The organism is Streptomyces sp. NPDC053750 (assembly GCF_044544295.1).
GTDB lineage: Bacteria > Actinomycetota > Actinomycetes > Streptomycetales > Streptomycetaceae > Streptomyces.
The window spans coordinates 451,678-472,388 of record NZ_JBITXB010000007.1 but is presented as its reverse complement, the minus strand read 5'-3'; the positions used below and the strand labels follow the sequence as shown (position 1 = coordinate 472,388).

The 20,711-nt window shown below is 71.9% G+C and carries 24 protein-coding genes; 12 read left to right on the top strand and 12 right to left on the bottom strand.

What is annotated here, in order from left to right; translation table 11 throughout:
• A partial coding sequence (locus ACIGO6_RS22890; protein WP_399878966.1) for a methylmalonyl-CoA mutase family protein occupies positions 1–172 on the bottom strand: 172 nt, incomplete at its 3' end.
• 253 nt (positions 173–425) lie between these two features.
• Between ACIGO6_RS22890 and ACIGO6_RS22885 the strand changes: the two genes are divergently transcribed.
• A complete protein-coding gene (locus ACIGO6_RS22885; RefSeq protein WP_399878928.1) occupies positions 426–1,295 on the top strand; it encodes a L,D-transpeptidase family protein in 870 nt (289 codons plus the stop codon).
• Positions 1,296–1,507: 212 nt separating this feature from the next.
• Here ACIGO6_RS22885 and ACIGO6_RS22880 read toward each other — a convergent pair whose 3' ends face one another.
• From ACIGO6_RS22880 to ACIGO6_RS22860, 5 genes are all read right to left on the bottom strand, one after another.
• On the bottom strand, positions 1,508–2,575 hold the full coding sequence (locus ACIGO6_RS22880; RefSeq protein ID WP_399878926.1) for a hypothetical protein: 1,068 nt from the start codon (positions 2,573–2,575) through the stop codon (positions 1,508–1,510).
• The gene (locus ACIGO6_RS22875; protein WP_399878924.1) at positions 2,575–3,237 is read right to left on the bottom strand and encodes an RNA polymerase sigma factor; all 663 of its coding nucleotides are present in this window, start codon (positions 3,235–3,237) and stop codon (positions 2,575–2,577) included. Before ACIGO6_RS22875 ends, ACIGO6_RS22880 begins: the two co-directional genes overlap by 1 nt.
• 322 nt (positions 3,238–3,559) lie before the next feature.
• Positions 3,560–4,123, bottom strand: a complete 564-nt coding sequence (locus tag ACIGO6_RS22870) for a hypothetical protein (protein WP_399878922.1) — start codon at positions 4,121–4,123, stop codon at positions 3,560–3,562.
• Between the two features lie 85 nt (positions 4,124–4,208).
• On the bottom strand, positions 4,209–4,772 hold the full coding sequence (locus ACIGO6_RS22865; protein ID WP_399878964.1) for a hypothetical protein: 564 nt from the start codon (positions 4,770–4,772) through the stop codon (positions 4,209–4,211).
• A 141-nt stretch (positions 4,773–4,913) separates the two neighbouring features.
• Positions 4,914–6,506 (bottom strand): glycoside hydrolase family 20 protein, encoded by a 1,593-nt coding sequence (locus tag ACIGO6_RS22860; RefSeq protein WP_399878963.1) that lies wholly within the window; start codon positions 6,504–6,506, stop codon positions 4,914–4,916.
• A 281-nt stretch (positions 6,507–6,787) separates the two neighbouring features.
• Here ACIGO6_RS22860 and ACIGO6_RS22855 point away from each other — a divergent pair, with 281 nt between their 5' ends.
• The 9 genes from ACIGO6_RS22855 (at position 6,788) to ACIGO6_RS22815 (ending at position 13,321) form a co-directional block, all read left to right on the top strand.
• Complete coding sequence (locus ACIGO6_RS22855; RefSeq protein ID WP_399878921.1) at positions 6,788–7,282, top strand: 2-oxo-4-hydroxy-4-carboxy-5-ureidoimidazoline decarboxylase; 495 nt, start codon at positions 6,788–6,790, stop codon at positions 7,280–7,282.
• Positions 7,283–7,542: 260 nt separating this feature from the next.
• Positions 7,543–7,923: a succinate dehydrogenase, cytochrome b556 subunit gene (sdhC, locus tag ACIGO6_RS22850; protein WP_079163643.1), complete on the top strand. Its 381-nt coding sequence runs from the start codon at positions 7,543–7,545 to the stop codon at positions 7,921–7,923.
• A 5-nt stretch (positions 7,924–7,928) separates the two neighbouring features.
• Entirely contained in the window at positions 7,929–8,417 is a 489-nt protein-coding gene (locus ACIGO6_RS22845) for a succinate dehydrogenase hydrophobic membrane anchor subunit (protein WP_019330052.1), read from the top strand.
• A 19-nt stretch (positions 8,418–8,436) separates the two neighbouring features.
• A complete protein-coding gene (sdhA, locus tag ACIGO6_RS22840) occupies positions 8,437–10,191 on the top strand; it encodes a succinate dehydrogenase flavoprotein subunit (RefSeq protein ID WP_399878919.1) in 1,755 nt (584 codons plus the stop codon).
• Entirely contained in the window at positions 10,191–10,964 is a 774-nt protein-coding gene (locus tag ACIGO6_RS22835; protein ID WP_311571808.1) for a succinate dehydrogenase iron-sulfur subunit, read from the top strand. The genes sdhA and ACIGO6_RS22835 overlap by 1 nt, the downstream gene beginning before the upstream one ends.
• 178 nt (positions 10,965–11,142) lie before the next feature.
• Positions 11,143–11,553, top strand: a complete 411-nt coding sequence (locus tag ACIGO6_RS22830; protein WP_399878917.1) for a VOC family protein — start codon at positions 11,143–11,145, stop codon at positions 11,551–11,553.
• 109 nt (positions 11,554–11,662) lie between these two features.
• Positions 11,663–12,070, top strand: a complete 408-nt coding sequence (locus tag ACIGO6_RS22825; RefSeq protein WP_399878915.1) for a hypothetical protein — start codon at positions 11,663–11,665, stop codon at positions 12,068–12,070.
• Positions 12,071–12,074: 4 nt separating this feature from the next.
• The gene (locus ACIGO6_RS22820; RefSeq protein ID WP_399878914.1) at positions 12,075–12,563 is read left to right on the top strand and encodes a thiol-disulfide oxidoreductase DCC family protein; all 489 of its coding nucleotides are present in this window, start codon (positions 12,075–12,077) and stop codon (positions 12,561–12,563) included.
• 11 nt (positions 12,564–12,574) lie between these two features.
• Positions 12,575–13,321, top strand: coding sequence for a TetR/AcrR family transcriptional regulator (locus tag ACIGO6_RS22815; RefSeq protein ID WP_399878912.1), 747 nt, complete (start codon positions 12,575–12,577; stop codon positions 13,319–13,321).
• Here the strand turns inward: ACIGO6_RS22815 and ACIGO6_RS22810 are convergent.
• Together ACIGO6_RS22810 and ACIGO6_RS22805 are read right to left on the bottom strand one after the other, a co-directional pair.
• A complete protein-coding gene (locus ACIGO6_RS22810) occupies positions 13,312–14,670 on the bottom strand; it encodes a metallophosphoesterase (protein ID WP_399878910.1) in 1,359 nt (452 codons plus the stop codon). The two genes, ACIGO6_RS22815 and ACIGO6_RS22810, sit on opposite strands and share 10 nt — an antisense overlap.
• A 36-nt stretch (positions 14,671–14,706) precedes the next feature.
• Entirely contained in the window at positions 14,707–14,946 is a 240-nt protein-coding gene (locus tag ACIGO6_RS22805) for an SCO4848 family membrane protein (protein ID WP_399878909.1), read from the bottom strand.
• 91 nt (positions 14,947–15,037) lie between these two features.
• On the opposite strand from ACIGO6_RS22805, the gene ACIGO6_RS22800 reads away from it, so the two are divergent.
• Positions 15,038–16,330 carry a D-alanyl-D-alanine carboxypeptidase family protein gene (locus tag ACIGO6_RS22800; RefSeq protein ID WP_399878907.1) on the top strand — a complete coding sequence of 431 codons (1,293 nt, stop codon included), beginning with the start codon at positions 15,038–15,040 and terminating at the stop codon, positions 16,328–16,330.
• Here the strand turns inward: ACIGO6_RS22800 and ACIGO6_RS22795 are convergent.
• Genes ACIGO6_RS22795 through ACIGO6_RS22780 form a run of 4 tightly spaced genes read right to left on the bottom strand, consistent with a single transcriptional unit; the run spans position 16,278 to position 19,154 of the window.
• Positions 16,278–17,213, bottom strand: a complete 936-nt coding sequence (locus ACIGO6_RS22795; protein ID WP_399878905.1) for a YihY/virulence factor BrkB family protein — start codon at positions 17,211–17,213, stop codon at positions 16,278–16,280. The genes ACIGO6_RS22800 and ACIGO6_RS22795 overlap by 53 nt on opposite strands.
• Positions 17,201–17,707 (bottom strand): GtrA family protein, encoded by a 507-nt coding sequence (locus ACIGO6_RS22790; RefSeq protein WP_399878903.1) that lies wholly within the window; start codon positions 17,705–17,707, stop codon positions 17,201–17,203. Before ACIGO6_RS22790 ends, ACIGO6_RS22795 begins: the two co-directional genes overlap by 13 nt.
• Positions 17,701–18,651: a decaprenyl-phosphate phosphoribosyltransferase gene (locus ACIGO6_RS22785; RefSeq protein WP_399878901.1), complete on the bottom strand. Its 951-nt coding sequence runs from the start codon at positions 18,649–18,651 to the stop codon at positions 17,701–17,703. Before ACIGO6_RS22785 ends, ACIGO6_RS22790 begins: the two co-directional genes overlap by 7 nt.
• Positions 18,648–19,154: a phosphatase PAP2 family protein gene (locus tag ACIGO6_RS22780; RefSeq protein WP_399878899.1), complete on the bottom strand. Its 507-nt coding sequence runs from the start codon at positions 19,152–19,154 to the stop codon at positions 18,648–18,650. The genes ACIGO6_RS22785 and ACIGO6_RS22780 overlap by 4 nt, the downstream gene beginning before the upstream one ends.
• A 133-nt stretch (positions 19,155–19,287) precedes the next feature.
• On the opposite strand from ACIGO6_RS22780, the gene ACIGO6_RS22775 reads away from it, so the two are divergent.
• Positions 19,288–20,697, top strand: a complete 1,410-nt coding sequence (locus ACIGO6_RS22775) for an FAD-binding protein (RefSeq protein WP_399878897.1) — start codon at positions 19,288–19,290, stop codon at positions 20,695–20,697.
• The last annotated feature ends 14 nt before the right edge of the window (positions 20,698–20,711 follow it).

Sequence of the window (20,711 nt, the reverse complement as noted above, 5' to 3'; positions counted from 1 at the left end):
CCGCGTACTGACGCATCGTCCACGGCCGCCCCGTGTACATCGACGGATACACACCCCGCGTGAACGGGTACTTCCCCGGCTCACCCAGCTTCTCCGCCGGGTCCCAGCCCTCCTGGGCCTCGGGGCCGTAGACCGGTTCGATGGGCAGTCCGGACTCAGACTCGCGCGCCATGGTGTGATGCCTCCCGCTGAGCACATGTTCGAACTGCTCGAACTACCCGTCAGTTACTCGCCAGTACAGACCGACCCCTTTGACGGACTGTATCGGCGCGGACGCACCCCGGTGCAGGGGCGCACGCTGGGACCTTGCTCACAACCTCGATGCGGTCCCGGTCACAACGATGCCGTGCCGTTCGCGGCGCGTCATCCGCGGGGAACATCTCAGGGGACGTCCGTGCGGGACGGTGAGACGACGGGGGGCCGTGATGCGCAAGACGACGGGCACGGGGAGTGCGGGGAACACCGGGAGAGCGGTCGCCGTCGCCCTGGGGGTCGCGCTGGCGGCGGTCGGCTGCACCGTGCAGGGCACGGGCGTCGACGGCAAGGGGCGCACGCCGGTGCACATAGAGGTCACCGACACCCCGTCGCAGAAGCCGGACAACACGCCGGACAACACGCCGGCCGGCGACCGGCCGTCGAGTGCGCCGCCCGCCCGCACCGCGCCCCGGGTGCTGTGGACGCGGGGCGACACCGGCCGGGACGTCCGTGAACTCCAGGCGCGGCTGCGCCAGGTCGAGTGGCTCGTCGACGGCCCGACCGGGACGTACGACGACCTGACCGAGCAGGCGGTGAGCGGCTTCCAGGGCAAACGCGGGCTGCCCAGGACCGGCCGGACCGACACCGTCACCTGGCAGCGGCTGCTCGCGATGACGCGCGAGCCGGGCAAGTGGGACCTGTATCTGATGGGTGGGCAGCCGGCCGCCGCGCCCGACCCGCGCTGCCTGACCGGCCGGGTGATGTGCATCAGCAAGGCGAGCCGGACGCTGCGCTGGATGGTGGACGGGCGGACCGTGTCGACGATGCCGGTGCGGTTCGGCTCGCAGTACACGCCGACCCGGGAGGGCGTGTTCCAGGTCTACTGGAAGTCGCGTCACCACGTCTCGACGCTCTACGACTCGGCCATGCCGTACGCGATGTTCTTCAGCGGCGGCCAGGCCGTGCACTACTCGGACGACTTCGCCGCCCACGGCTACGCGGGTGCCTCGCACGGCTGCGTCAACGTGCGGGACGAGGCGGCGATCGGGGACCTGTACGCGCAGGTGAGGAACGGCGACAAGGTCGTCGTCCATTGGTGACGCGGTGAGAGGAAGAAGGGGGAGAGGTGGGGCGCGAGCGGGACCGGGGGAACGTGTCCCGCCCGCGCCGAGGTGCACGAGCCGTAGGTACGGGGGGAACCCCGGCTCGGTGCAAAAGCCGATGACCAGTCGGCTCACTCATTACTGCGCCAGGGTGGCCGAAAGTGTCACACCCTCCGCGAGGAAATCTCGCTCGACCCTGAAAGTGCAGGTCAGCGGGCCGGCCGGACGGGGGTTACGGGATGGCGGTCGTCGCCGTCGCCCCCCTTCCTCTTCCTTCCGTCCCGATCACCCTCGCCGTCCTTGCCGTCCTTGCCGCCTTTGGCGCCCTTGCCGTCTTCGTCGTCTTTTCCGTCCTTGCCGGCTTCCTCGTCCCTGTCGCCGGCGGTCTTGCCGTCGCTGCGCTCCCGGGACGACTCGCCGGCGTCGGTCCGGGCGAGGAGGTCCTTGCAGTACTTGGCGACCCGTGACGCGCCCCCGGCCGCGTCCTTCAGCGCCCGCCTCATGGTGCCGTCGAGCTCACCGCCGGCGCGTACGGCGCGGCAGGACGTGGCGAGGCCCGGTCGCCGGCCGTCGGAGCCGCCCGTTCCCCGGTCGTCGGAGTCACGGTCCCGGGTCGTGCCCTCGTCCGCCCTGCCCTTCGCGGAACCCCGCCCGGAGGCCTCCCTGGAGCCCTCCTCGGAGCCTCGCCCGGAGTCCCCCGCGGTGCCCCGGTCGCCCGTGCCGGGTGCGATGCCCCCGGCCGTCGATCCGCCCTGCACGCCGTCCAGCGGTGAGGGCGAGGCGCGCGGGTGGCCGGGAGAGGCCCCGGCCGAGACGGTGGCGGCGGGGTCCGGTTCGGCACGGTCGAACGGTCCCGGCAGGGCTCCGGTTCCGGCCGCGACCGCCACCCCGCCGATCATGCCGACGGTCAGCGCGGCGACCAGCCCGACGCGCAGGGGACTGCGTCGGCGGGGGCCCCGTGCCGCGTCGCCGCGGGCGCCGATGCGGACCAGCGCGACGTCGGAGGAGCGTGCCGCGGGGCCGTGACCGAGGGCGTCCGGAGCCCCCTCGTACACGTCGGCCCGCTCTGCGCGCACCGTGCGGAAGGCGGCCAGCGCGGCGGCCTCGCCAGGGAGTTCCCCGCTGGTCGGCACGGGTGGGGCGGAGAGTGCGCCCAGGGCTTCGACGAGTCGTTCCGCCCGGTCGCGGGCCACGGGGTCGACAGGCTGCGGTGACTCTCCGCGCAGCAAGAGTTCCGCCGTTTCGCGGTCCAGCCACCTGTCCTGCTCGTCGGCCATCACATGTCCTTCTGCGTCCGCGCACGCGTATCCGTCACACTCGCGGACGTCACCGCACGACCGCGCGGTTCTCGCTGGGACGGCAGGGCGTCCAGCCCTCCGGCCGATTCCGCATCGCCGCCGAGCAGCTCGGCCAGCCGCTTCAGGCCGCGGTGCGCCGCCGTACGGACGGCACCCGGCCGCTTGCCCAGCGTCTCGGCGGCGCTCTTGGCGTCGAGGCCCACGACCACGCGCAGGACGACCGCCTCGGCCTGGTCCTGGGGCAGCCGGGCGATCAGGGCGAGGGTGGTGTCGGTGGCCAGAGCCTCGATGGCCTCGCCCGCGGTGTCGGAGTCGGCGGGCTTCCCGGTCAGCTCCGTCTCGTCGCCGCCGATCGCGGGCCGGCGCCCCCGCATGCGGATGTGGTCCAGCGCGCGGTTGCGGGCGATGCGGGCGGCCCAGCCACGGAACCGGTCGGCGTCGCCGTCGAACCGGTCCAGGTCACGGGCGATCTGCAGCCACGCCTCGGACGCCACGTCCTCGGCGTCGGAATCGCCGACCAGCGTCCGTACGTATCCCAGCAGTCGCGGATGCACGCTGCGGTACACGGTCCGGAACGCCGTCTCGTCCCCGCCCTGTGCCGCACGTACCGCGGCGGTCAGCTCCGCGTCGTCCCCCAGCACCGAGAAGGCCTTTCTGCGCCTCTCAATCGATGGTTGCGGTGGTCTCCCGCAACCCTGGTGCGGGAGCGAGCCCCGCTGCATCGGCGCGAATGGCACGTTACGTCTTGAAACCACCGCTCGTCCATGTCCTCATCGCATTGCCGTACAAGATGCAACTAAGCCGTGACGCGGTGGGGTGTGACAGAAAACGCAGGCCTGGCGCTGTAGGGAGTACGGGCCGCCGCGCGGCCCGTGCCGCGCGACGGCCGGGGCCTCTCCTGTGGGGGGTGGCGGCCCCGGTCGTTGCCTCGGCCACCACGGTCCCGCCCGACGGACCCGGCGTTCAGCCCCGTCCGCGCGCACGGCGGGACACCACCGCGCGCAGCACCCGGCGCCCCTCGGTGGAGATCTCCAGCGCGTGGCGCAGCCCGGCGGTGCCGTGGGCGGCGAGCACCTCCAGGACGCCGGTCTGCCGGCGCAGCTCGGCGGCGACGAGCGGCGACATCCCCTCCGTACGGCCCTCCCCGCGGGCGTCGACGCCGGGGGCGACGCCTGCCGCGGGGTCGAGGAGCCGGTGGATCCGCAGCGAGGCCGCCGAGCAGGCGTCGGCCCACTCCCGTACCGCGGCGGCGGAGCGCTCGGCCGGGGCGGCGGCCAGCATGCGGCGGGCCAGGAGCACGGCCTCGTCCTCGCCGACGGCGTCGGGGCCGGCGAGCTTGTCGCGGACCCGCTCCAGCGCCTTGGCCCACTCGCGCCCGCCCCCGGCGTCGTCGGCGAGGGTCGCCCACAGCGGTCTCAGGACCTCGTCGTCGCCGTCCAGCAAGGGGACGCAGCGATCCAAACAAGCCAGTCCGCTCGCGACGTGTCCGCATGCGTCGGCCCGCGCGATCAGTTCCGCCAGGCTCATCCGATGCCTCCCTGTTCAGCCGATCGGCCCGCTCACCACCACGGAGCCCGCACTTCCCCTTACTGCGTGCGACGGCCCGGGAGTGTCACAGCGGCACCACACCCAGCCGGTCGAGGAACCGGAAGAAGAGGTTTTCGGCCACCGATCCGGAGTCCGCATCGGCATCCTCCTCGGACCCGGACCCGGACCCGGACCCGGACCCGGCGCCGGGGTCGGCCGACAGCACCTCCGCCAGTTCCCCGGCGCTCGCGGTGCGCCCGGCCTCCGCGGCCCAGGCGACGGCACGCTCGGCGGCGTCGCGGGGCTCCAGGAAGTAGTCCTCCAGGGTGAGCCCTTCCTTCTCGGCGCCCAGGTACCCGGCCATCGCGGTCCGCGCCAGGCAGGTCGTCCACGCCCCGCTCTCCGGCGCCGCCGCCTCCACGACCACGCAGTCGCTGTCCATCACGTAGCCGAACAGCGCGGGCGCGCCGGTCTGCCCCGCCAGGTCGTTCATGTTCCCGACGTCCCCGTCGCCGCCCGGGAACTCCCACACCTGCCAGCCGTCCGGCGCGGACAGGTGCAGGGTCATGTCCGTGGCGCCCGACAGCGCGTCCAGCTCCGCGAGCGGCCGCTCGGCGCGGCCCACGACGAAGTACCCCCAGTAGCCCATGTCCCGGTCCCCCCGCATGTCGGTTCGGCTGTCGGTTCGGCTCGCTCAGCCCGCCAAAAGACCACCACAGCCGTACGGCAGTTCGCAGCCGTATCGGGCAATCCGCACGGCGCACCGGGGTGGCCGGGGCGCCCGGGAGGGTCAGTCGAGCTGGTTCGCCAGCGCCCTGAAGTCGGTCCAGGACAGCTCGGGTTCGTCCGGGTCCCACAGCTTCTGGACCGTCGCCGCCAGCGGCAGCCGGATGCCCTCGGCGACCTGCGCCTGCGTCTGGGCGTTCGGGAGGTCGCCCCAGACGGCGAAGCTGCCGCCGAGTATCTGGTCGTCGTACTTGGCGTCGACGGCCGTGGTGCCGCGCAGGACGCGCGGGGTCCACTGCTCGTAGATCCGCTCGCCGGTCGGGTAGACGAAGGTCTGCGGCTCGCCGAGCACGTAGTAGAGGAACTCGTCGTTGTAGTTGAGGACCTCGCGTCCCTCGCTCAGGTACTCCGTCGGCTGGCGGGCGCCGATCTCCTTGCCGGTCCAGTAGGCGACCTTGATGTCCTTCAGGGGCTCGACGGAGGTGTCCTTGAAGAAGCCGTCGTTCCAGGCGCGGGGGGTGCGGTCGTGGGCCATGACCGTCTTGGCGCGGTCGTTGAGCCAGCCGGTGGTGAGGTCGGCGACCGTGCCGCCGGAGCCGTAGGCCTTGCGGGCGGCGGCGGCCAGCGTCGGGTAGGACGCCTCGGGGTCCGGCACCACGAGGGCCTGGTACTCGTCGGCGCCGAGGTGGAACTGGGAGCCGGGGAAGAGGTCGGCGTACTCGTTCAGCAGGTCGTCGACGATCTCGGCGGACTCCGGCTTGGAGATGTCGATCGCGCCACGGGTGGGCGTGCCCTGTGCGTTGCGCAGCTGGAGGTCCGGGTGGGCGGCGAGTACGGCGCCCAGGTGGCCGGGCGAGTCGATCTCGGGGACGACGGTGATGTGCCGGGAGGCGGCGAGATCGACGATCTCCTTCACCTCGGCCTTGGTCAGGTGGTCGTCGGAGACGATCTCGGGGTGCGAGTCGGACTCGATGCGGAAGGCCTGGTCGTCGGAGAAGTGCAGGCCCAGCTCGTTGAACTTCAGGTCGCCCAGCTCGCGTATCCGGTCCTTGATCCAGTCGGCGCTGTAGTGCTTGCGGGCGATGTCCAGCGAGAAACCCCGCTTCGGTTTGGCCGGCTCGTCCTTCACCTCGCCCTCCGGCGCGGTGCCCCCGCCGTCGACGGCCTGCTTCAGGGTGCGGGTGCCGTAGTAGACGCCGGCCTCGGCCGGGCCGGTGACGGTGACCCGGCCGTCGCGCACGGTCATGGTGTACGACTCCGGGTTCGCGCCCTGCTCCTGCCGGACGTCCAGCAGCAGGTCCCCGGCGCGCTCGTCGTCCTTCTCCCCCGCGTACGTCAGCCCCAGTTCGCCGGCTATCTGGCGCCCCTCGTCGGCGAGGCCGCGGTCGGCGACGACGACACGGTGGTCGCGTTCGGGCTGCCAGCCGGGGCCGCGGGCCGGGGTGTGCTCGCGTACGGAGGGTATGGTGCGCGGCGCTTTCGACAGGGCGTAGGAGCGGCTCGGGCTCGGCGAGGTGGTGGGCGCCGCCGCCTCGTCCGAGGACCGCGCCGCCGGGCCGGTGGACCCGCCGCCGCCCCCGCTGTCGGTGGCCCACAGGCCGGCCCCCACACCGAGCGCGGCGACCGCCGCACCGGCGATCACGGCCCGCTGCCGCACCTTGCTCTGCCTCACCTTGTTCGCCGGTGTCCGGCGTCCGTGCTGGCTCACAGCGTCAACCTACGGCCGTGAGCTTCACCATGCGTCCACCACATGTTCTGAAACTCTCCCGTTCGGGTGAAATTCGGGCATCGGACGGACACGTCTTGCCGTCACTCGATAACGTGACGCCACATCCTTCGCACAATCCCCTGCCGACACACACGCGAAGCCCACGAGGACCCACGCTGCCTGTGCACCGTCTTCCAGACCTCCCCGGCCGAGTGGCCATACCGGTACCGGTGCAAACACGCGCCACCCCGGTCACCGTTCGCTCACTGGAGCGCTTCAACACCGCCCCGGCCGACGAGGCCCTCCAGACCCTCCTCACCTGCCTGAACAGCCACCACTGGGCCCACCGCCTGACCGCCCACCGCCCCTACCCGGACCTGCCGGCCCTGCTCGCGGCCTCGGACGAGGCGACGTACGACCTCTCCCCGGCCGACCTGACCGAGGCCCTGTCGACCGAGTCCCTGCCTCCCCTGCCGGAGGACACGTACGCGGCGGCCCATACGGCCCTGAGCGCAGCCACCGCCGCTTACGAGAGCCGCTTCGGACACGGGTTCGTCATCTGCCTGAACGGCATGCCCGCGAACGAGGCCCTGGACCACGTGCTGGCAGGCATCCGGTCACGATTGACAAACGATCCGGAAGAGGAACGCCAGGTGGCGGCAGACGAACTCCGGCAACTGGCAAGGGCGCGGCTGATCGACGCCCTGAGGGGCGCGGGGCTGTGACATCAGCGGCTCCGCCGCGGGGCGCGAGCAACCACTGACGACCCGCACCCGGCAAACCACCCCAACCCCCTCCCCAGTAGCCGCCCCGCAGCCACCCCACTGCTCCTTTGAGTGCAACTTTGATCACACAAGCAGGCCCCCCGTAAGCGCCGCAGGCAACCGTCGCTACGATGCTGGGGGCCGGTGGACCGTACCCGGCCGGGCCCGACCGACAAGGAAAGCCGGCGCGGCCCCAATCCCCGCTCCCGGAGGAAACTTCCGTGCCGGCTGGAACGCTGTACCGCGGCCGGGAAGGAATGTGGTCCTGGGTGGCTCACCGAGTCACCGGCGTCCTCATTTTCTTCTTCCTGTTCGTTCACGTGCTGGACACCGCTCTCGTGCGGGTGTCCCCCGAGGCCTACGACACCGTCGTGGCCACGTACAAGACGCCGATCGTCGCGCTGCTGGAGTACGGCCTCGTCGCCGCCATCCTGTTCCACGCGCTCAACGGCCTGCGTGTCATCGCCGTCGACTTCTGGGTCAAGGGCGCCCGCTACCAGAAGCAGATGCTCTGGACCGTCGTCGCCCTGTGGGTCGTGCTGATGATCGGGGCGATCTACCCCGTCCTCGGCCACGCCGCTCGTGAACTGTTCGGGAGCTGACGCACATGTCGACCACTGAAACCACCGCCTCCGGCATCGGCCCCGTCGAGGGCGCGGGCGCCTCCGTCTACACCGTGGACAACCCGGCGCCGCTCATCGAGCCGCCCCGCAAGCGGACCAAGAAGTCCCCGAAGTCCACCCGCGGCAACTTCGAGATGGCCGCCTGGCTCTTCATGCGCCTGTCCGGCGTGGTGCTGGTCGTCCTGGTCATCGGGCACCTGCTCATCCAGCTGGTGCTGGACGGCGGCGTCTCGAAGATCGGCTTCGCCTTCGTGGCCGGCCGCTGGGCCTCGCCGTTCTGGCAGGTCTGGGACCTCCTGATGCTGTGGCTCGCGATGCTGCACGGCGCGAACGGCCTGCGCACGGTCATCAACGACTACGCGGAGCGCCCGAACACCCGCCTGTGGCTCAAGGGCCTGCTCTACACCGCCACGGTGTTCACCATCCTGCTGGGCACGCTGGTGATCTTCACCTTCGACCCGAACATCCGCTAGGCACGGGGCTGCGAAAATCATGAAGGTACACAAGTACGACACCGTCATCGTCGGCGCCGGTGGCGCCGGTATGCGGGCCGCCATCGAGGCGACCAAGCGCAGCCGCACGGCCGTCCTGACGAAGCTCTACCCCACCCGCTCCCACACGGGCGCCGCGCAGGGCGGCATGGCCGCCGCGCTGGCCAACGTGGAGGAGGACAACTGGGAGTGGCACACCTTCGACACGGTCAAGGGCGGTGACTACCTGGTCGACCAGGACGCCGCCGAGATCCTGGCGAAGGAGGCCATCGACTCGGTCCTCGACCTGGAGAAGATGGGCCTGCCGTTCAACCGGACGCCGAACGGCACGATCGACCAGCGCCGCTTCGGCGGTCACAGCCGCAACCACGGCGAGGCTCCCGTCCGCCGCTCCTGCTACGCGGCCGACCGCACCGGCCACATGATCCTCCAGACGCTGTACCAGAACTGCGTCAAGGAGGGCGTGGAGTTCTTCAACGAGTTCTACGTCCTCGACCAGCTCATCACCGAGGTCGACGGCGTCAAGAAGTCGGCCGGTGTGGTGGCCTACGAACTGGCGACCGGCGAGATCCACGTCTTCCAGGCGAAGTCCGTGATCTACGCCTCCGGCGGCACCGGCAAGTTCTTCAAGGTGACCTCCAACGCGCACACGCTGACCGGTGACGGCCAGGCCGCCGTGTACCGGCGCGGGCTGCCGCTGGAGGACATGGAGTTCTTCCAGTTCCACCCGACCGGCATCTGGCGCATGGGCATCCTGCTGACGGAGGGCGCCCGCGGTGAGGGCGGCATCCTCCGCAACAAGGACGGCGAGCGCTTCATGGAGAAGTACGCGCCGGTCATGAAGGACCTGGCGTCCCGTGACGTCGTGTCCCGGTCCATCTACACGGAGATCCGCGAGGGCCGCGGCTGCGGTCCCGAGGGCGACCACGTCTACCTGGACCTCACCCACCTCCCGCCGGAGCAGCTGGACGCCAAGCTGCCCGACATCACGGAGTTCGCGCGGACCTACCTCGGCATCGAGCCCTACACGGACCCGATCCCGATCCAGCCCACCGCGCACTACGCCATGGGCGGCATCCCGACCAACGTCGAGGGCGAGGTCCTCGCGGACAACACCACCGTCGTCCCGGGCCTGTACGCGGCCGGCGAGGTGGCCTGCGTGTCCGTGCACGGCGCCAACCGCCTGGGCACCAACTCGCTCCTCGACATCAACGTCTTCGGCCGCCGGGCCGGCATCGCGGCGGCGGAGTACGCGCAGAAGGCGGACTTCGTCGAGCTGCCCGAGGACCCGGAGTCCCTGGTCGTCGAGCAGATCGAGCGGCTGCGCTCCTCCACCGGCACCGAGCGGGTGGCGACGATCCGCCGCGAGCTGCAGGAGTGCATGGACGCCAACGTCATGGTGTTCCGCACCGAGCAGACGATCAAGACAGCCGTCGAGAAGATCGGCGAACTGCGCGCCCGCTACAAGAACGTGGCGATCCAGGACAAGGGCCGGCGGTTCAACACCGACCTGCTGGAGGCCGTCGAGCTGGGCAACCTGCTCGACCTGGCCGAGGTCATGGCGGTGTCCGCGCTCGCCCGCAAGGAGTCGCGCGGCGGTCACTACCGCGAGGACTACCCCAACCGCGACGACGTCAACTTCATGCGCCACACCATGGCGTACCGCGAGGTGGGCGACGACGGCGCCGAGTCCATCCGGCTCGACTACAAGCCGGTCGTCCAGACCCGCTACCAGCCGATGGAGCGTAAGTACTGATGGCTACCCCTGTCATGGAGAAGAGCGACAAGGCCCCCGAGCCCGGCTTCGCCGACTCCCCGTACATCACGGTCACCTTCCGCGTCCGCCGGTTCAACCCGGAGGTCTCGGCCGAGGCGACCTGGGAAGACTTCCAGCTGGAGATCGACCCGAAGGAGCGTGTCCTCGACGCGCTGCACAAGATCAAGTGGGACCTGGACGGAAGCCTGACCTTCCGCCGCTCCTGCGCGCACGGCATCTGCGGGTCGGACGCCATGCGGATCAACGGCAAGAACCGCCTTGCCTGCAAGACGCTGATCAAGGACATCAGCCCCGAGAAGCCGATCACGGTCGAGGCCATCAAGGGCCTGACGGTCCTCAAGGACCTGGTCGTCGACATGGAGCCGTTCTTCCAGGCGTACCGGGACGTGATGCCCTTCCTGATCACGAAGGACACCAACGAGCCGACGCGTGAGCGCCTGCAGTCCGCCGAGGACCGCGAGCGCTTCGACGACACGACGAAGTGCATCCTGTGCGCCGCCTGCACGTCCTCGTGCCCGGTGTTCTGGAACGACGGCCAGTACTTCGGCCCGGCCGCGATCGTGAACGCCCACCGCTTCATCTTCGACTCGCGTGACGAGGCCGGCGAGCAGCGGCTGGAGATCCTCAACGACCGCGACGGCGTCTGGCGCTGCCGTACGACCTTCAACTGCACGGACGCCTGCCCGCGCGGCATCGAGGTCACCAAGGCGATCGCGGAGGTGAAGCGGGCGCTGATCACGCGCCGCTTCTGACGTCCGTCGGCCCGTAGGCCGCCGCAGGGCCCCGTTTCCCATGGATCCCATGGAGACGGGGCCCTGCGGCGTTCCTACGTCGTTCCTGGGGCGTTCCTGCGGCCGGACGGCGTAAGCCCGCAGCGGGCTCGGCCCGACCATCAGCCGTTCCGGGCACTCATCGTCCTAGCCTGACGCCATGTCAGATGACGAATCGTACGAACTGCTCGGGTTCGACAACGTACTGCTGCCCGTCGGGGACCTCGGTGAGGCCGTCGGGTTCTACGAGCGGGTCGGCTTCCCGGTCGCCTACCGGCTCGACGAGGCCGGGATCGCGCTGCTGAAGGTGGGCGGCGAGACACCGGGGCTGCTGCTGCGGGCGGAGGAGGAGTTCGGGCGGCAGCCGCCCATGTGGCCCTCCACGCGGGTGTGGCTGGAGGTGACCGACGCCCGCGAGGCGGCCCGCGCCCTGCGCGAGGCGGGGGTGCCGCCGCTGGACGAGCCGTTCCCCGTGGCCACCGGCTGGACCGTCGAGTTCGCCGACCCCTGGGGCAACGTCATCGGCCTGACGGACTACACCAAGCGCCCGGAGCTGGGCCGCCGCCCCTGAGGCCCCTGCCCGTGACGCGCACCACTCCCCCGACGAGTTGAACACGTTCAAAAGCAGGTCTACAGTCAGTCCTGTCAGCGTTTTGAACGCGTTCAAGAAGGGGTGGGGCATGGACCGCACCGTCATCGCCTACGTCATCTACCTGGTCGTCAGCATCGGTCTGACCGTCTGGGTGGCCCGCACGCTCAGCCGCAACGGCCGCGTCTTCCTGGCCGACGTCCTGCACGGCAACGAGAAGCTCGCCGACGCCGTCAACCACCTCCTGGTGGTCGGCTTCTACCTCGTCAACCTCGGCTTCGTCGCCCTCTACCTGAGCGGCGACGACACCATCACCGACACCCGGGGGATCTTCGAGGCGCTCTCGACCAAGCTGGGCGTGGTGCTGCTGGTGCTCGGCGTGATGCACCTGGGCAACGTGTACGTGCTCAACAAGATCCGGCGGCGCGGAATGATGGAGCGGGAGCAGGTGCCGCCGGTCCCGCCGCAGGGCTGGGTGGCCCCGACGGCCGGGGCCTGAGCCGATGACTCCCGCTCCCGGGACGACGGCCGGCGCCCCCGTGCGCCGGCTCACCGTCCTCTACGACGCCGAGTGCTCCCTGTGCACGCACGTACGGGACTGGCTGCTGCGGCAGCCGCGGCTGGTGCCGCTGGAGCTGGTCCCGGCCGCGTCGGACGACGCGCGCAGGCGCTTCCCCGGCCTCGACCACGCGGCCACCCTCGACGAGGTCACCGCCGTGGGCGACGCCGGGCAGGTCTACCGCGGCGCCGCCGCCTGGGTCGTCGTCCTGTGGGCGCTGCGCAGGTACCGCAGGCTCGCCCACCGGCTCAGTACGCCCACGGGTGCCGTGCTGGCCCGCGGAGCCGTCCTGGCCGCCGCGAAGTGGCGGGGCGGACAGCAGCGGTGGGGCGGCAACGGGTACCGCCGGGCCGACGGGTGGGCGTACGAGCCGGGGCTCGGCTGGATGTACACCGGGCCCGGCTGTGACGACGGCGCCTGCGCCACTCGTTAGGCTCTGCTCCTGTGCCTGCGACCAACGACGGCCCCGACGACGGAGCCCCCCTCAGCAAGTCCGAGCAGACCCGCGCGCTGATCCTGGAGACGGCCATGCGGCTGTTCCAGGAACGCGGATACGACCGGACGACGATGCGGGCCATCGCCCAGGAGGCCGGGGTCTCCGTCGGCAACGCGTACTACTACTTCGCCGGCAAGGAGCACCTGATCCAGGGCTTCTACGACCGGATCGCCGCCGAGCACCAGGCGGCGGTCCGCGAGGTGCTGGCCAAGGAGACCGACCTGGAGGCGCGGCTGGCGGGCGTGCTGAAGGTCTGGCTGGACATCGCGACGCCGTACCACGAGTTCGCGGTGCAGTTCTTCAAGAACGCCGCCGACCCGGACAGCCCGCTCAGCCCGTTCTCCCCGGAGTCGGAGCACGCGCGCGTGGAGGCCATCAGCATCCACCGGACGGTGCTCGCCGGGGCGAAGACCAAGGTGCCCGAGGACCTGCGGGACATCCTGCCCGAGCTGATGTGGCTCTCGCAGATGGGCCTCGTCCTGTACTGGATCTTCGACCGCACCGAGGGCCGCGAGCGCAGCTACCGCCTCGCCGAACGCGGCGCCCGGCTCACCGCGCGGGGCGTCGCGCTGGCCCGGTTCCGGGTGCTGCGGCCCCTGGTGCGCGAGGTGCACGAGCTGTTCACGGACTTCCTGCCCGGGATGACGAAGGCGCTGCCCGACCCGGCGACCGGGAAGTCCGCCCGTCAGGCCTGACGGGACGCCAGCTCGATCACCGTGATGTCCGAGGGCGCCCCCACGCGGGTGGGCGGGCCCCAGGCGCCCGCGCCGCGGCTGACGTACAGCTGGGTGTCGCCGTAGCGCTCCAGGCCCGCGAGCGTCGGGTTGGCGGCGCCCGCGATGAGGTTGCCGGGCCAGAGCTGGCCACCGTGGGTGTGGCCGGAGAGCTGGAGGTCGACGCCGTGGTCGACGGCGTCGTGGATCTGCACCGGCTGGTGGGCGAGCAGCACGCACGCGCGGGCGCGGTCCCGGTCGCCGAGGGCACGGGCGTAGTCGGGGCCCTGGCCCTCGTCCTCGCCCGCCACGTCGTTGACGCCGGCGAGGTCGAAGTGGGGCAGCTCGGTGCGGGTGTTCTCCAGCGGGATCAGGCCGAGGCGCCGCACCTCGGCGACCCACTGTTCGGCACCGGAGAAGTACTCGTGGTTGCCGGTGACGAAGTACGCGCCGTGCCGGGCCCTGAGCTGGGCCAGCGGGGCCGCCGCCGGGCCGAGGTCCTTCACACTGCCGTCCACCAGGTCGCCGACGACGGCGATGAGGTCGGGCTGCGTGGAGTTGATCGTGTCCACGACCGTCTGCGCGAAGCCCCGGCCGAGCACCGGACCGAGGTGGATGTCGCTGACCACGGCGATGCGGAAGCCGTGCGCGGCGCGCGGCAGCTTGGCCAGCGGCACGGTGACCCGCTTCACCTTCGGGCCGCTCAGCACACCGTACGTGCCGTAGCCGACCGTCCCGACGGCCGCCGCGGCTGCGGCACCGGCGACGACGCGGGAGACGAAGAGACGGCGAGAGGGGAGCGCGAGGGGGCTCGCGGGGGTGGCGCCGGGGGCGGTGGCGCCGGTGTCCGGGGCCTCGGGCGTCTCAGGTGCCTCGGGCGCCTTGGAGGCCGCAGGCGCCTCAGGTGTCCGGGGCGACTTGGCCGGGGCCGTCCCGGCGGGTATGCGCGCCGTGTCCGCGGCCGGGGCCGCCTCGGGCTCCGGCTCCGCCTCGGCCTGCCGCGCGGCCGCCCGGCGCTCCAGCAGCCGCCGCAGCAGCGGGCGTACGACCTCGCCCGCCAGCACCGCCAGCAGCAGGTAGATCGACAGCGCCAGCCACAGGAAGCCGGGCCAGGCCAGGACGCGCTGGAGCCAGAAGGGAGCCCCCGCGCGCTCGGCGACCAGCGCACCCACCGCCAGCGCCCAGCCGCCGGCGATCACCACCGCGCCGATACGGCGCACGGGGCCGGGCCCCCGGGTCGTGTCGCGGAACAACCGCCGCCACACATACCAGTTCGCCGCGGCCACCACGCTCACCACGGCCAGCGCGACGAGCGCGAAGACGACCACCATGCCGTCGTATCCCCTCAGTTGTGACGTCCGCGACGCCTATGGCTTTCGACGCAGTGCGCGCAGTCCGCGCAACCCGACGACCCCGATGACCGTCCCCAATACGAAGGAGACGACGGCGAGCAGCAGATGCACCCAGAAGTACGCCGTGGGATCGCCGTCCTCGAAGGCGAGCCCGCTGCCGTCCTTGACCAGGTTTTTGACGAAAGTGATCCAGATGATCCAGCTCCACACCCCGAAGGCGAGCAGGAACCAGGAGACGGGGCGGCTGAGCTTCATGGTTTCAGTATCTCCGCCTGGTGTCCGGATCCGTGCGCGGGGTGGGGACGGGGGTGGGAGCGCGTCGGTGTCGGGAGGTACGTTCTCGGTCGTGCCCGCAGCCAAGAAGACCGTCAGGCGAGCCCTGTCGGTCACCTCCGCCGTCCTGACCTCTCTCGCCGTCCTCTCGCCGGCCGCGCTCGCCGCCCCGAGCCCCACGGCGAGCCCCTCGGCGAGCCCTTCGGTCACCCCGCCCGCCAAGATGTCGACGGTGGGCGGCGCGCGGCTCGGGCAGCCGGGGACGCAGGTGGACCTGGCGGGTGGGGCGCCGGTGCTGCCGAAGGACCTCACCGCCCGCTCGTGGATCGTGGCCGACGCCGAGTCCGGCGACGTGCTCGCCGCGCACAACGCGCACTGGCACCTGGCCCCGGCGAGCACGCTGAAGATGCTGTTCGCCGACACACTGCTGCCGAAGTGGCCGAAGACGACCCGGCACAAGGTCGTCCCCTCCGACCTCGCGGGCATCGGCGCGGGCTCCAGCATGGTCGGCGTCAAGGAGGAGGAGACCTACACCGTCCACGACCTGTGGCTCGGCGTGTTCCTGCGCTCCGGCAACGACGCCGTGCACGTGCTGTCCGCCATGAACGGCGGCGTCGGGAACACCGTGCGGGAGATGAACGAGCACGCCGACGAGCTCCAGGCCCTCGACACCGAGGTGGTCAGCCCCGACGGCTACGACGCGCCGGGCCAGGTCTCCTCCGCGTACGACCTGACGCTGATCGCCCGCTCCGGGCTGCAGAAGAAGGACTTCCGCGAGTACGCCTCGACGGTCCGCGCGAAGTTCCCGGGCGAGACGAAGAAGGACAAGAAGGGCAAGACGTCCCGCGAGTCCTTCGAGATACAGAACACCAACCGCCTGCTGTCCGGCGACTCGGACGTCGACGTCTATCCGGGCATCGCGGGCGTGAAGAACGGCAACACCACCAACGCCGGCTCCACCTTCACCGGCGTCGCCGAACAGAACGGCAAGGTGCTGCTCGTCACGGTCATGAACCCGGCGAAGAACGAGCACAACGAGGTCTACAAGGAGACCGCCCGCCTGTTCGACTGGGGTTTCAAGGCGATCGGCAAGACGCGTCCGGTGGGTGAGCTGGTGCGGCCGAAGAGCGCCGCCCAGGCGAGCCCCTCGGCCGGTGCGAGCGGCACCGGTCAGGCCGGCGGCACGGGGAAGGGCGCGGCGGGCGTGCAGCCGGTGGCGGGTGCCCCGGCCGCGGGCGGCACCGGCGGCGTCGGTGTCGCCGCGGGCATCACCGCGGGCGTGCTGGTCCTGCTCGCGGGCGGCGCGTTCCTGATCAACCGGAGGTGGCCGCTCCCGGAGCTGGTCCGTCGCCGGACGCGTCCGTGACGTCCTGCTCCCCGGATTCCTCGCCGACCTCTTGTTCCTTGCTCCCCGTCGCCGTCCAGGACGCGCAGAACAGCACCAGCTTCGAGGTGAAGTTGATCCACAGCAGCAGGGCGACGGGGACGCCGAAGGCGCCGTACATGCTCTTCGAGGCGACGCCCTGCATATAGCCGCTCAGCAGCAGCTTCAGCAGCTCGAAGCCGATGGCCCCGATCAGCGCGGCCACCAGCAGGCGGCGGCGCGAGGGCTCGACACCGGGGAGCAGGGTGAGGGCGTACAGGAGCACGAGGAAGTCGGCGAGCACGGCGACGGCGAACGCGGCGACGTAGAGCAGGACGCCGCCGACGCCGCCCCCGGTGAGGCCCAGTTGGCGGATGATCCAGCCGACGAGCGCCGAGGCGACGGTGGAGATGCCGACGGTGACCAGGAGCGCGCCGCCGAGACCGACGAGGACACCCGCGTCCTTGGCCCGGTGCAGGACCGGGTTCTCCTCCTCGTCGGGCAGCTCCCACACGGCGCGCAGACAGCCCCGGGTGGCCTCCACCCAGCCCATGCCGGTGAACAGGAGCAGGGCGCCGGAGATGAGGCCGACGGTGCCGGCGTTGTCGATCAGGCCCTGGATGTTCAGCTGGTCGGAGATGCCGGGGATCTGCTCGGCGAGCTTGTCCTGGAGCTGGTCCTGCTGGTCCTTGCTGAGCGTGGCGGCGGCGACGGCGGCGGCCAGGCTGAGCAGCGGGAAGAGCGCGACGAAGCTGGTGAAGGTCATGGCGGCGGCCAGCCGCGTCCACTTCACCCGGTCCAGTCGCTCGTACGAACGCCACGCGTGCGTGGTCATCAGCCGTGCCATCCACGGCCCCACGACGGGGAGCTTCTTCAGCCAGTCCATGATCCGACTCTGCCCCCGGTCCGCTCGGTTGGTGATCCCGGCGGTCGGCCGGCGGTCTCCCCGGTGCGGAAGACCAGTGTTCTTGTGCCCCAGAAACGCAGGAGGGTGGCCAGGGCCATGCCGATTCCGGCGCCGGAGACGGTGTCGGCACGCTGCGAGGTGAGGCCGAGGCCGTAGTGGCTGACGGCCAGGCACAGCAGCTGTACGGCGGCACCGGCGACGTTCACCGCGAAGAACACGGCGTACGCGCGCAGACCGGGCGGGCGGGTGTGCCGGTAGGTGCCGAGCGCGTTGCCCGCGTACGCCACGGAGCAGCCGGCGACGAAGGACAGGGCCTTGGCGGTGAGCGGGTCGAGTCCGGCCGGACCGCGCAGGGCCGTGAAGAGGGCGAGGTCGACGGCGTAGGCGAGCAGTCCGACGGAGGCGAAGCCGATCAGTTCGCGCCGGGCGCCCGGGGGGCGGTCGCCGACTCCCGAACGTCCGCCGCCTACCAATTGGCCACCGCCAGGCCGTACATCGCCATCCACACCACGCCGATCAGCGCGAGCGGCCGGTCGCTCAGGACGACGTCCTCGGGTTCGCCCGCGGTGCCGCGGTCGGCGAAGACGGCGTATCTGAGGACGGCCAGGACGAAGGCGACCATGGACAGCTGACGCCAGGGCAGCACGCTGGTGTGCGGGACGCCGCCCTCCTCCATGGCCCACAGGCAGTAGCCGAGGACGGCGACGCCGGCGGCGAGCTGCCAGACGAAGCGGAGGTAGCCGGTGGTGTACTCGGTGAGCAGCGCGCGGGTGGCACCGGCCGTCCCGGACATCTGCACGGCCTCGGAGTAGCGCTTGGCGGAGACCATGAACAGCGCGCCGAAGCCGGTGGTGATGAGGAACCAGCGCGACAGGGGGATGCCGAGCGCGAGCCCGCCCACCATCGCCCGCATGAGGAAGCCGGTGGTGACGACGGCGAGGTCGACGACCAGGACGTGCTTGAGGCTGATGCAGTACGCCAGTTGCATCGCGAGGTAGGCGGTCAGCAGGGCGGCGACGGCCGGCGGGCACAGCCGGGCGGCGAGGAGGGGTGCGAGGACGCCCAGGGCGGCGCCGACGGCGTAGGCGACCGGCACCGGGACCTGCCCGGCGGCGACCGGGCGGTGCCGCTTGACCGGGTGGGCGCGGTCGGCCTCGGCGTCGCGGGCGTCGTTGACGAGGTAGACGGCTGCGGCGCAGGCGGTGAAGAGGACGAAGACCAGGCCGAGTTGAGCGAGGGCGTGCCGGGAGAACAACTCGCCGGCCGCGGCCGGGGCGGCGACGACCAGGACGTTCTTGACCCACTGTCGGGGGCGGGCGGTCCTGAGCAGGCCCGCCAGGAGTCCCCTTCCGCCCGGCGGCGCGGGCTTCTGCTGCTGTCCGGCGGCGCGTTGCCGCAGAACGGCCGTGTCGGTCACGGGGTGCCTCCGCGCATCCAGGGGGCGCCGAGCCGGGCGGTGAGCGCACCCAGGGCGGCGCCGGCGACCACGTCGGAGGGGTAGTGGACGCCGACGACCAGCCGGGAGACGCACACCGCGGCGGCGACCGGCCAGGCGGCGTGGACGCCGAGGGCGCCGAAGGCCACGGCGGCGGCCGCGGCCGAGGTGGCGTGGGAGCTGGGGAAGGAGTGCCGGCCGGCGGTGCGGACCAGCGGTTCGACGTGCGCCGGGCGCGGCCGGCGTACGACCCGCTTCACCCCCATGCTGACCAGGTGCGCGCCCGCGGTGAGGGCGGTGCCGCGCAGCCACGCCCCGCGCCGCCCGCCGTCCACGGCGGCCGCGGCGAGGCCCGCCCCGAGCCACAGCGCCCCGTGTTCCCCGGCCCAGGACAGGGCACGCGCGGCACCGGCCACGCGCGGGTCCGTGCCGCAGGCTCTGAGGGCCGTCACGATCCGGTGGTCCATGTCGTCGAGGTGGTCCATGTGGAGTCACTGTTCACCCCGACGGCGCCGGAAGTCGGGCATCATCGAGCGACATACCATTAATCACCCGTTTCAGTGACGGCTGGGAAGTTTTAGAACTAATCGATCACTTAAGGGCACTACGGTCGCCGACATGCCCGCCGACACCGCTCCCGCCCCCGAACGGGGCCCCCGCGACGCAGCGGGCCCCGCCGCCGTATGGGGCACCGTGACCGGCTGGGGCCGCACCGCGCCCACCGCCGCCCGGCTGATCCGCCCCCGGACGTACCAGGAGGCCGCCGACGCGGTGCGTGCCTGCGGGCCGCGCGGCGGCATCCCGCGGGGCCTGGGGCGGGCGTACGGGGACGCCGCGCAGAACGCGGGCGGTGCCGTTCTGGACATGACGGGCCTGGACCGCATCCACGCCGTCGACGCCGACGGCGGCACCGTGCTGTGCGACGCGGGGGTCTCCCTGCACCGGCTGATGCAGGTCCTGCTGCCGCTCGGCTGGTTCGTGCCGGTGACGCCCGGCACCCGCTACGTGACGGTCGGCGGGGCGATCGGCGCCGACATCCACGGCAAGAACCATCATGTGTCCGGGTCCTTCGCCCGCCACGTCCTCTCCCTGGAGCTGCTCACCGCCGACGGCCGGGTGCGGACCGTGACGCGGGGCACGCCGCTGTTCGACGCGACCGCCGGCGGCATGGGCCTGACCGGTGTGATCCTCACCGCGACCGTGCGGCTCCAGCCGGTCGAGACGGCGCTGATGTCGGTCGACACCGAGCGCGCCACCGACCTGGACGACCTGATGGCCCGCCTGACGGCCACCGACCACCGCTACCGCTACTCGGTCGCCTGGATCGACCTCCTCGCCCGCGGCGCGGCGACCGGCCGCGCGGTGCTCACCCGCGGCGACCACGCCCCGCTGGACGCGCTGCCCGCCGGCACGCGCACGAGGCGGGAGCCGCTGGCCTTCCGCACCTCCCGCCTCCCGGCCGCCCCCGACCTCGTGCCGGACGGGCTGCTCGGCCGGACGACGGTGGGGCTCTTCAACGAGCTCTGGTACCGCAAGGCCCCCCGCCTCAGCCGGGGCCGGCTCCAACGGATCTCCACCTTCTTCCACCCCCTGGACGGCGTCCCGCACTGGAACCGGATCTACGGCCGGGGCGGCTTCGTGCAGTACCAGTTCGTGGTCGGACCGGGCAGGGAGGACGCCCTGCGGCGAATCGTGCGGCGCATCTCGGAGCACCGCTGCCCGTCGTTCCTGGCGGTCCTCAAGCGGTTCGGGGACGCCGACCCGGGCTGGCTCTCCTTCCCCGTGCCCGGCTGGACCCTCGCCCTGGACATCCCGGCCGGCCTGCCGGGCCTCGCCGCCTTCCTCGACGGTCTCGACGAGGAGGTCGCGGAGGCCGGCGGCCGGGTCTACCTCGCCAAGGACTCCCGGCTGCGGCCCGAGCTGCTCGCCGCGATGTACCCGCGCCTGGACGACTTCCGCGCCCTGCGCGCGGAGCTGGACCCGCGCGGGGTGTTCGTGTCCGACCTGGCCCGCCGTCTCGCCCTCTGACCCCTCTGGAGCTG